1 protein-coding gene is annotated in these 231 nt (G+C 42.0%); it reads left to right on the top strand.

Annotated elements, in window-relative coordinates; all coding sequences use genetic code 11:
- Positions 1-30: 30 nt before the first annotated feature.
- Positions 31-231, top strand: a 201-nt coding sequence (locus tag CHH91_RS21015; RefSeq protein WP_286160863.1) for a DUF5683 domain-containing protein, incomplete at its 3' end; no start/stop codon positions are given.

The following is a 231-nucleotide window of genomic DNA, read 5'->3' as shown; positions in this document are numbered from 1 at the left end:
GGCCATAGTCATGCAGAGGAGGAAAAAAGAATGAAACTAGAAGTAAGGGAGAGGACAGGACGAAATCATCCAAAACGAGCACTCTGTTTGTCCATCATCCCTGGGTTGGGGCAACTGTATAATAGGCGTTATGGAAAAGGGTCGGTCTTTTTCATTCTCTTTGCTGCCTTCATCATTGTCTTTTATGACATTTTAAATATTGGTTATTGGGGGATTCTAACGTTAGGGACA

This window comes from Virgibacillus sp. 7505 (assembly GCF_002272135.1).
Classification (GTDB): domain Bacteria; phylum Bacillota; class Bacilli; order Bacillales; family Amphibacillaceae; genus Terribacillus.
Note: the sequence above shows the minus strand (reverse complement) of the source record. Positions and strands in the feature narration are given on the sequence as shown.